The organism is Streptomyces sp. SID10853 (assembly GCF_010548145.1).
Lineage (GTDB): Bacteria > Actinomycetota > Actinomycetes > Streptomycetales > Streptomycetaceae > Streptomyces.
The window spans coordinates 22,644-32,864 of sequence record NZ_JAAGLN010000061.1; the positions used below are offsets into that span (position 1 = coordinate 22,644).

General features: G+C 71.8%; 9 protein-coding genes. 4 read left to right on the plus strand and 5 right to left on the minus strand.

Annotation, left to right across the window (positions count from 1 at the left end):
- Positions 1-4 precede the first annotated feature (4 nt).
- Positions 5-1,162, minus strand: coding sequence for an acyl-CoA dehydrogenase family protein (locus G3I19_RS14760; protein ID WP_164264042.1), 1,158 nt, complete (start codon positions 1,160-1,162; stop codon positions 5-7).
- Positions 1,163-1,222: 60 nt separating this feature from the next.
- Between G3I19_RS14760 and G3I19_RS14765 the strand changes: the two genes are divergently transcribed.
- The gene (locus G3I19_RS14765; protein ID WP_164264043.1) at positions 1,223-1,879 is read left to right on the plus strand and encodes a TetR/AcrR family transcriptional regulator; all 657 of its coding nucleotides are present in this window, start codon (positions 1,223-1,225) and stop codon (positions 1,877-1,879) included.
- A gap of 25 nt (positions 1,880-1,904) precedes the next feature.
- On the opposite strand, the gene G3I19_RS14770 is transcribed toward G3I19_RS14765, so the two are convergent.
- The 4 genes from G3I19_RS14770 to G3I19_RS14785 all read right to left on the minus strand — a co-directional run bounded on the left by G3I19_RS14770 (position 1,905) and on the right by G3I19_RS14785 (position 6,705).
- Positions 1,905-2,996: a Zn-dependent alcohol dehydrogenase gene (locus tag G3I19_RS14770; RefSeq protein WP_164264044.1), complete on the minus strand. Its 1,092-nt coding sequence runs from the start codon at positions 2,994-2,996 to the stop codon at positions 1,905-1,907.
- A gap of 17 nt (positions 2,997-3,013) precedes the next feature.
- Positions 3,014-4,408 carry an aldehyde dehydrogenase family protein gene (locus G3I19_RS14775; protein WP_164264045.1) on the minus strand — a complete coding sequence of 465 codons (1,395 nt, stop codon included), beginning with the start codon at positions 4,406-4,408 and terminating at the stop codon, positions 3,014-3,016.
- A gap of 135 nt (positions 4,409-4,543) precedes the next feature.
- Entirely contained in the window at positions 4,544-5,902 is a 1,359-nt protein-coding gene (locus G3I19_RS14780) for an ABC transporter ATP-binding protein (protein WP_164264046.1), read from the minus strand.
- A gap of 197 nt (positions 5,903-6,099) precedes the next feature.
- Positions 6,100-6,705, minus strand: coding sequence for a TetR family transcriptional regulator (locus tag G3I19_RS14785; protein WP_164264053.1), 606 nt, complete (start codon positions 6,703-6,705; stop codon positions 6,100-6,102).
- A 101-nt stretch (positions 6,706-6,806) separates the two neighbouring features.
- Between G3I19_RS14785 and hmgA the strand changes: the two genes are divergently transcribed.
- The 3 genes from hmgA to G3I19_RS14800 all read left to right on the plus strand — a co-directional run.
- The gene (gene hmgA, locus G3I19_RS14790; RefSeq protein ID WP_164264047.1) at positions 6,807-8,180 is read left to right on the plus strand and encodes a homogentisate 1,2-dioxygenase; all 1,374 of its coding nucleotides are present in this window, start codon (positions 6,807-6,809) and stop codon (positions 8,178-8,180) included.
- A 233-nt stretch (positions 8,181-8,413) separates the two neighbouring features.
- On the plus strand, positions 8,414-9,163 hold the full coding sequence (locus tag G3I19_RS14795; protein WP_164264048.1) for a GntR family transcriptional regulator: 750 nt from the start codon (positions 8,414-8,416) through the stop codon (positions 9,161-9,163).
- A 174-nt stretch (positions 9,164-9,337) separates the two neighbouring features.
- Positions 9,338-10,221 (plus strand): SPFH domain-containing protein (locus tag G3I19_RS14800; protein WP_164264049.1); only part of this gene is annotated, 884 nt, incomplete at its 3' end.

Sequence of the window (10,221 nt, forward strand, 5' to 3'; positions counted from 1 at the left end):
CAGCTCAGAAGGCGGAGACCCCGGTGAGCGCACGGCCGATGACCAGCTTCTGGATCTGGCTGGTGCCCTCGTACAGCGTCATGACCCGGGCGTCGCGCAGCAGCTTCCCCGCCGGGTACTCGTCGATGTACCCGTAGCCGCCGAAGACCTGGAGGGCGTTGTTCGCGGCGCGTACGGCGGCCTCCGAAGCGAAGAGCTTCGCCTTGGACGACTCGGTGGCGAAGGGCTCGCCGCGGTCGATCAGATCGGCGACCCGCCAGGTGAGCAGCCGGGCGGCGTCCACGTCCACCGAGATGTCGGTGATCAGTTCCTGGATGAGCTGGTGGTGGGCGATCGTCCGGCCGAACTGCTCGCGTTCGGTGGCGTACTTCACCGCGCAGTCGAGCGCGGCCTGAGCGATGCCCACACAGCCCGCGGCGACCGACATCCGCCCCTTGGCCAGCGCCGACATGGCGACCGAGAAGCCCTTGCCCTCGGGGGCCAGCATCGCCGACGCCGGAACCCGTACGTCGTCGAGGACCAGTTCGGCCGTCGCCTGGCCGCGCAGCCCGAGCTTGCCGTGGACGGTGCGGCGGGTGAGGCCCGGGGTGTCGGTGGGGACCAGGAACGCCGAGATGCCCCGGTGGCCCGGAGCGTCCGTGGAGCGGGCGAAGAGCAGGACCACGTCGGCCCAGGTGCCGTTGGTGATGAACATCTTGGAGCCGTTGATGACGTAGTCGCCGGATCCGGTGTCCCGGACCGCCCTCGTCGTGAGGTTGCCCGCGTCGGAGCCGGTGCCCGGCTCGGTGAGGCCGAAGCAGCCGATCAGCTCGCCTGAGGTGAGGCCGGGCAGCCAGCGCCGCTTCTGCTCCTCGTCGCCCCAGTGCGCGATGGTCTTGGCCACCAGACCCAGCGAGACCGAGACGATGCCGCGCACCGACGAGTCACCGCGGCCCAGCTCCTCGGTGACCAGGCAGTACGAGAGGTGGTCGCCGCCGGAGCCGCCGTACTCCTCGGGCACGGTCAGCCCGAGGAAGCCCAGCGCGCCGAGCCTGCCCACCACGGAGCGGTCGACGCTCTCGGCGCGGTCCCACTCCACGACGTGCGGCGTGATCTCCCGGGCGACGAAGTCCTCGGCGAGCCGCCGTACCGCGGACTGCTCCTCACTGAGCTCCAGGTTCATCGGGCACCTCATTTAAATTAGCGCTGCTAGTTTCTCGGTGGCAGCCCTACTATGTGCGCCATGGCCCGCCCACGCAAGCCCCTCCTCAGCAGGGAGCGCATCGTCACCGCCGCGAGCGCGCTCGTGGACTCCGAGGGGCTCGCCGCCGTCTCCACCCGCCGGCTCGCGGCCGAGCTGGGGGTCAGCGGGCCCTCCCTCTACAACCACTTCGCCACCAAGGACGAGATCCTGGAAGCGGTCGCCGACGCCGTCTCCGCGCAGGTCGATCTGTCGATGTTCGACGAGAGCGACGACCGCGACTGGCGTACCGCGCTGCACGACTGGGCCGTCTCCTACCGGGCGGCGCTCAGCGACCACCCCAACATCGTCCCGGTGCTGGCCGGCGGCCCCGGACGGCGTCCGGCCGGGCTGCGGGTGGCCGACGCGGTCTTCGGCGCGATGGTCCGCGCGGGGTGGCCGCCCGCCCAGGCCACCTACATCGGGGCGCTGATGCGGTACTTCGTCACCGGCTCGGCGCTCGGCTCGTTCGCACGCGGATTCGTCGACGACGAGACCGCCTACGACCCCGCCGACTATCCGCACCTCGGCCAGGCGCATCTGCTCGCCGAGCACCGGCAGAAGGTCGACAACGGCGCCTTCGAGACCGGGCTCAGGGCGCTGGTGGACGGCCTGGCGCTGCAGTTCGCGGCCGTCAGACCGGTGCGGGGCAAGGCCTGACCCGTACGGCGCGGAAGCCCCGCCGTCAGGAGTCCTGGCCGAAGACCACCAGCGCCCGGCCGCCCTTGCCCGCCAGCATGTTCTCGAACGCGCCGGGGATCCCCTCCAGGCCGATCCGCTCCGTCACCAGCGCCCCCACGTCGAGCCGCCCCGCCCTGATGTGCCCGGCGAGCACCGGCAGGTCCTGCGCCGGATCGGAGTTGCCGTAGACGCAGCCCGACAGCGTGCGGCCCCAGTGGAAGAGCTCCAGGGCGTTGAACGTGACCTGCTGGTCCTTGCCGCCGATGCCGACCACCGTCGTACGGCCGCCGCGCCGCGTCGACTCCCAGGCCGTACGGATCGTCTCCGCGCGGCCCACGCACTCCACCGCGGCGTCCACGCCGTGGCCGCCCGTCAGCCGGCGGATGTCCTTGGCCGTCGTGCCGGACGCCACCACGAACTCGGTGGCGCCGGCGGCCCGCGCCAGCTCCTCCTTCGCCGGGGAGACATCCACCGCGACGATCGCCGAAGCCCCCGCGATCCGCGCGGACTGCAGTGTCGCGAGGCCGACACCGCCCACGCCGAAGACCGCGACCGTCTCCCCCGCCCGGACCCGCGCCGAGTGGTGGACAGCGCCGTACCCGGTGAGGACGGCGCAGCCGAGCAGCGCCGCGTCGGTGAGCGGGATACCGTCGGGCACCGGCAGGACGCAGCTCGCGGAGACGACGGTCTCCTCGGCGAACGCCGCGACGTTCAGGCCGGGATGGAGCTCGGTGCCGTCGGCGGTACGGGCGTGGATACGGCCCGCCCCCGACAGCGCTTCGGCGCAGAGCCACACCTCACCGAGCGAGCAGGCATGGCATGTCCCGCAGGACGGCGCCCAGTTGAGGACGACACCGTCACCGGGAGCGACATGGGTGACGCCGTCCCCCACGGAGACGACGGTGCCCGCGCCCTCGTGGCCGAGGACCGCGGGGACCGGCACCCGCATGGTGCCGTTGGCCAGCGAGAGGTCGGAGTGGCAGACTCCGGCGGCGGCGAGGCGGACCCGGACCTGGCCGGGGCCCGGCTCGGGCAGTTCGATGCCGGTGATCTCCAGGGGGGACCCGACGGCGGACAGGACGGCTGCGCGGACCATGAGCGGTGCTCCCGGGCTCAGAACTGCAGGGACTTGGTCTGGAGGTACTCGGCGAGGCCGTGCGAGCCGAGCTCGCGGCCGACGCCCGACTGTTTGTAACCGCCGAAGGGCGCCAGCGGGTTGAAGCGGCCGCCGTTGATGTCGACCTGGCCGGTGTCCATCCGCCGGGCGAAGGCCACCGCCTCGCTCTCCTCGCCGGCCCAGACCGCGCCCGCGAGGCCGTAGACGGTGCCGTTGGCGATGCGCAGGGCGTCCTCCTCGTCCTCGTAGACGATGACCGAGACGACCGGGCCGAAGATCTCCTCCTGCGCGATGGTCATGCCGGGGGTGACATCGGCGAAGACGGTCGGACTGACGTAGTACCCCCGCTCCAGCGGCGCTTCGGCGCCGCCCGCGACGAGCCTGGCACCCTCCGCCACGCCCTTCTCGATGTAGCCGCGGACACGGTCCAGCTGTCTGGCGTTGACCAGCGGGCCCAGCCGCTCGCCCGGGACGTACTTGGCGGCCGCGGCCGCCGCGAGGGCGACCGCCTCGTCGTACTGGTCGCGGTGGACCAGCATCCGGGTCCAGGCGCTGCACGTCTGGCCGGAGTTGCCCATGACGTTGGCGACGCCGACGCCCACCGCCTTGGCCAGGTCGGCGCTGGGCAGGATGACGTTGGCGGACTTGCCGCCCAGTTCCAGGGCGACACGTTTGACGGCCGCGCCGGCGACCGCGCCGATCTGCCGGCCGACCGCGGTGGAGCCGGTGAAGGAGACCAGGTCCACGCCGTCGTGCCCGGCCAGGGCCTGGCCCGCGACCGTCCCGACCCCGGTGACCAGGTTGAACACTCCGGCGGGCAGCCCCGCTTCCGCGGTCGCCTCGGCGAACAGCTGCGCCGTCAGCGGGGTGTCCTCGGCCGGCTTCAGGACGACCGTGCAGCCCGCGGCGAGCGCCGGGGCCACCTTGGCGACGATCTGGTGCAGCGGGTAGTTCCAGGGGGTGATCGCGCCGACGACACCGACCGGCTCGGACAGGACGGTGGAGTTGCCGACCCTCTCCTCGAAGGGGTGCGTGGCGGCCAGGTCCGCGTACGAACCGGCGACCAGCGCGGGCACCCCGGCGTGGACGAGCCGGGAGAACTGCAGGGGCGCGCCCAGCTCGGCGGTGACGGTCTCCGCGATCTCGTCCTGGCGTGCGACCAGCACATCGCGCAGGGCGCCGATCCTGGCGGCGCGGTCGGCGGGCGCGGTCGCGGCCCAGCCGGGGAAGGCCGCACGGGCCGCCCGTACCGCCGCGTCGACGTCCTCCGGGGTACCGGCCGGGACATGGCCGATGACCTGCTCGTCGGCCGGGTTCACCACCGCGATCGTGTCCCGGCCCGCGGCGGGCCGCCACTCGCCGCCGATGTACATGCCGTCGTGGGCCTTCATCGCACTCCTCCAGAGCCTGCCGGTGTACGTGCCGTTACCGACACGGCGCCCTGGGGGTGCCGAGCGGTGACCGTCACCGCACAAACTAGCGATGTTAGTTTCCCGGCGCCAGGCACCGGGTGCCGGCACCGGCCGTCAGAGCGGCCCCTGGTCCAGGCCGGGCTGGTCCCCGGGCGCGGGACAGATCCGGCGCCCGTGGTGGTCGAAGACGTACAGATGGGCCAGGTCGACGAGGAGCGGCACCTGCGCGCCCGTCCGCACCCGCAGATCGGGGCTGGTGCGGACGACCAGATCGCCCGAGCCGAGCGTGGGGCGGCCGGAGTCGTACGCGGCCGGACGGGAAGGCGGCGCCGGCGCGTCGAGCACCGCCACCCGGCCGGGCCCGCGCTGTCCCGCGCGCCCCCTGATCCGGGTCAGCACACCGGGCGCCGGCCCGCTTCTGCGGCGGCGCGGCGCCGGGGCGGTGCGGGGCGACCCCAGCTCCGGCACGACGGCGGGGCGCGAGCCGGTGTCGAGGTGGACGAGCGCCTCGTGGCCCTGGTACTCCATGTGCTCGACCAGGCCGCTGATGGCCACCTCGCCGGGGCGCGCCTGGCTGGGCGCCGCGATCCGCACGGCCTCCGAGCGCAGCCCCACGATGAGCTGTCTGCCCTGCTGGATCCGCAGGAGCTGGTGGTCGGTGGAGAGCGGTTCGGACAGCCTCAGCCGCTGTCTGCCCAGGTCGATCGACATCGCGCCGTCCAGCGGCGCGTGCACCACGGCCTGGAGCAGGTTGATGCGCGGGGTGCCGATGAACGCGGCGACGAAGACGTTCTCCGGCAGCCCGTAGGCATCCCGGGGGCTGCTGACCTGCTGGAGCACTCCGCCGCGCAGGACGGCGACCCGGTCACCCAGCGACATCGCCTCGGACTGGTCGTGCGTGACGTAGATGGTCGTCACGCCCAACTCACGGGTGAGGTGCGCGATCTCGGCCCGCAGATGGTTGCGCAGCTTGGCGTCGAGGTTCGACAGCGGCTCGTCCATCAGGAAGACCGAAGGCCGGCGCGAGATGGCCCGTCCCATCGCCACGCGCTGCCGCTCACCGCCGGAGAGCTGGCCCGGATAGCGGTCCAGGAGGTCCTCGATACCGAGCATCCTTGCGGTCGCCTCGACCCGGGGGCCGCTGTCCTCGCCGGGCGCCTCGAAGCGCAGCGGGAACCCGATGTTGTCGCGGCTGGTCATGCTCGGGTAGAGCGCGAAGTTCTGGAAGACCATGGCCATCCCGCGCTGCCCCGGCGGCAGATGGTTGGCGTACGCGCCGTCCAGGAGCAGTTCGCCCTCGGAGATGTCCTCCAGCCCCGCCACCATGCGCAGGACCGTCGACTTCCCGCAGCCGGAGGGTCCGAGCAGTACGAGGAACTCGCCGGGCGCGACATCGAGGGAGACCCGGTCGACGGCGCGCACGCCGCGGTCGTACGTCTTGGAGATGCTGTGCAGGGAGATGGCTCGCGACATGGCATTCCGTCCGGGGCGGTCAGCGCGACGGCTGCTGTGGCCAGAAGTGACCACTGGGGCGAAAACTATCCGGTCGCCGACAGGTTGGGAATGGCTCGAACCGACCAATCCGCACGCTCAGCTCATCACCGGTCTACGGAGCGCCGCCGGCGCGCGTGCCGGGCGTCGCGCGCCGGACACGACGTCGCGGACACGCCCTAGTCGAGTACCGGTCCGAGATACGCGTGCAGCAGCTCCCTCACCTCGGCGATCAGCCCGGCGTCCCCCGACGGCTCGGCGCGGAAGGCGAGTTGGAGCAGTGCGTCGGTCGCCTCGACACCCACGAGCACCTTGCGGCGCAGCCTGCTGTCGGCGGCCCTGCCGAGGTGGGACGCGAGCAGTTCACTGAGGCGGTCGGCGACCTTCGGGTTGGGTTCGTCCAGCGGCGCCGGGCCGCCGAAGTCGACGAATGCGAACCCGGGCACCGTCCGCCGCATGGCCAGGTACTCGTCCAGTACGGCGTCGATCACCCCGCGCCAGTCGGCCGCGGGGAGCGTGGTGAGCCGCTCGGTGATCCGGGCCGCGTAGCCGTCCAGATTGCGCTGTGCCAGGGCGTCCGCCATCGCGCGTTTGTTCCCGAAGAAGCGGTAGACGGAGCCGATGGGCACGGCGGCCCGCGCGGCGACGGCACGGGTGGTGAGCTGCTCGTAGCCGTCCTCGTCGAGGATTTCCGCGCAGGCGTCGAGTATCCGGGCCAGCCGCTCGGCACTGCGTTGCTGTACGGGGACGCGCCGGAGCGCGTTCGGATCGGACATGCGCTCCATCATGCCCCGGCGCGCTGTCGCCGCCGGTTTCTCCCCGTTGACGGACGGTAAGCGCAATCCTACTGTTGAGCATAGGATTCTTTCGGCACCGGGAGCGAGCGATGACGACCACCGAGCAGGCCAGAGAGATCGAGCGGGCCGGAGAGATCGAGCGGGCCAGGGAGACGGCCGACGCCCTCGTGTACGCCCCGGGTTTCGGCAATGAGCACAGCACGGAGGCGGTGCCCGGCGCCCTGCCCCATGGCCGGAACTCGCCGCAGCGCGCCCCCCTCGGGCTCTACGCGGAGCAGCTCAGCGGCTCCGCGTTCACCGAGCCCCGCGCGCACAACCGGCGCTCCTGGCTCTACCGGATCAGGCCGTCCGCCGCCCACCCGCCGTTCGTACGGATCGACAACGGCACGGTGCGCGGCGCGCCGTTCACCGAGACGGTGCCCGACCCCAACCGGCTGCGCTGGGACCCGCTTCCCGAGCCGGCGCCCGGCACGGACTTCCTGGCCGGCCTGTGGACCCTGGGCGGCAACGGCGACGCGAGCCGGCGCTCCGGGATGGCCGTTCACCTCTACCACGCCAACTCCCCCATGACCGGGCGGGTGTTCAGCGACTCCGACGGCGAGCTGCTGATCGTCCCGGAGAGCGGCGGGCTCCTCATCCGTACGGAGCTGGGGCTGCTGGGCGTGCGGCCCGGCCAGATCGCGCTGATCCCGCGCGGGGTGCGGTTCCGCGTCGAGCTGCTGGACGGGACGGTGCGCGGCTATGTCTGCGAGAACTACGGCCGCCCCTTCCAGCTTCCCGACCTCGGCCCGATCGGCGCCAACGGCCTGGCGAACGCACGGGACTTCCTGGCCCCGGTGGCCGCGTACGAGGACGACGGCGGCGCCGGGCGCCCGGTCCAGGTGGTCAACAAGTACTGCGGCAATCTCTGGGCCGCGGAGTACGACCACTCACCGCTGGACGTGGTGGCCTGGCACGGCAGCCATGTGCCGTACGTCTACGACCTGCACCGGTTCAATGTGCTGGGCTCCATCAGCTACGACCACCCGGACCCGTCGATCTTCACGGTGCTGACGTCCCCGTCCGACACCCAGGGGCTCGCCGGTGTCGACTTCGTGGTCTTCGCGCCGCGCTGGCTGGTCGGCGAGGACACCTTCCGGCCGCCGTACTTCCACCGCAATGTGATGAGCGAGTACATGGGGCTGATCGAGGGCGCGTACGACGCGAAGACGGCGGGCAAGGGCGGTTTCGTACCGGGCGGCGGCTCCCTGCACAACATGATGTCCGCGCACGGGCCGGACCGGGAGACCTTCGAGCGGGCGTCCGCCGCCGAGCTCAAGCCCCAGAAGATCGACGACGGGCTGGCCTTCATGTTCGAGACGCGCTGGCCGGTGACGGCGACCGCGCAGGCGGCGGGGGCCGGTCATCTGCAGACCGGTTACGACCAGGTGTGGCAGGGGCTGGCCAGGCACTGGGAAGGCTGAACGGCACGCGGAGGCGGAGTACGCGGTACTCGGACACCGCGGCACTCCGGCCCAGCAGCACTCGGACACCGCGGCACTCCGGCCCAGCAGCACTCGGACATCGCGGTACTCGGGGACAGCAGCACTCGGGCACAGCAGCACCGACACCGCGGTACTCGGGCACACGGTACGGTCGAAGATCACCGGCCGCCCGGTGCCGGCACGGCCGACCTTCCGTACGTACGGAGACCCACGTGACCGCCTTCGCACCCGACTCGCTGGTCCTGAACCGCCGCCTGCCCCTCTGGTACCAGGTCTCGCAGTCGCTGCGGGCGTCGATACTGGGCCGCCGTCCGCAGGATCCGCTGCGGCTGCCCACCGAGGAGCAGCTGGCCGGGCACTACCGCGTCAGTGTGCTCACCATGCGCCAGGCCCTCAAGGAGCTGGAGACCGAGGGCCTGATCACCCGGCACAGGCGGCGCGGGACCTTCATCGACCCCGGCGCGCGGCCGAGCGCTCCGCGCCGTCTGCTGGGGTCGATCGACGCGATCGTCGCCCAGCAGTCGGGCGAGCGGACGACCGTGCTCGGCCACGGCCCGGCCCCGGTGCCCGGCGAGTTCGCCGAGCACTTCCCCGGCCTTGACGAGATAGTCGACTACACCCGGCTGCGCTGCGACGGCGAGAGCGGCGAACCGACCAACTGGGCGCAGAACGCGCTCCGTCCGGAGATCGCCGCCGCCGTCCGGATCAGCGATCTGGAGCGCTGGCCGATGACCAAGGTCCTGCGCGACGAGGTGGGGGTACGGATCAGCCGGATCACCGACACGATCGAGGCCCGGCTGGCGGACCCGGTGACGGCCGAACTGCTCCAGGTTCCACTGCTCTCGCCGATCCTGCACTACACGGGGGTGACGTACGACGAGGCGGGCCAGGTCGTGGATGTGGCCCGGATCCGGTACCGGGGCGACAAGTTCTCCTTCTCGGTGACGGTGGAAGCACCCTGAGTTCACTCTGAGTTCCACTGAGTTCCCTGAGTCCCCCTGAGTTCTCCCCGCACCGGCCCGGGGAAAGCCCGGTGGCGGCGGCCTGTGGACGGCCTCGACCAGGTGTCCGAGCCGGTTGCTATCGTTCCCCAGGCGTGTCAGAAAAGGCGTGCGAACGAGAGCGGGGGAGGTTCCATGGGGCTGTTCGACAGCATCCGCGGGGAATTCATTGACATCGTCGAGTGGACCGACGACAGCCGGGACACCATCGTGTGGCGCTTCCCGCGTCATGACAACGAGATCAAGATGGGCGCCAGGCTCGTCGTGCGCGAGTCCCAGACGGCGGTCTTCGTCAACGAGGGCCGGATCGCGGACGTCTTCCAGCCCGGCACCTACACCCTGCAGACGCAGAACCTGCCGCTGCTCTCCACGCTGAAGGGCTGGAAGTACGGATTCGACTCGCCGTTCAAGGCCGAGGTCTACTTCGTCACCACCCGTCAGTTCACCGACATGAAGTGGGGCACGCAGAACCCGGTCATCGTCCGTGACCCCGAGTTCGGCATGGTGCGGCTCCGGGCGTTCGGCGCCTTCGCCGCCCGGGTGGTGGATCCGGCGGCGCTGCTGCGCGAGCTGGCGGGCACCGACCCGCAGTTCCGCACCGAGGAGGTGCAGGAGTACCTGCGCCAGCTGATCGTCGGCAAGCTGGGCAGCGCGCTGGCCAACTCGGGCGTACCGATGCTGGATCTGGCGACCCAGCAGGACGCCATCGGCGTGAAGCTGGCGGGCGTGCTCACCCAGGAGCTGGCACCGGTCGGTATCGCCGTTCCCAAGTTCATCATCGAGAACATCTCGCTGCCGCCCGAGGTGGAGCAGGCGATCGACACCCGCTCCCGGATGGGCATCGCGGGCAATCTCGACCAGTACACCCAGTTCCAGGCGGCCGACGCGCTGGGCGCCGGTGCGCGGACCCCCGGCAGCGGTGTCGGCGAGGGCATGGGGCTCGGCCTGGGGATGGCCGCCGGTCAGCGGATGGCCGCGGGGCTCGCCCCGCAACAGCAGCAGCCGGCGGCGCCCGCACC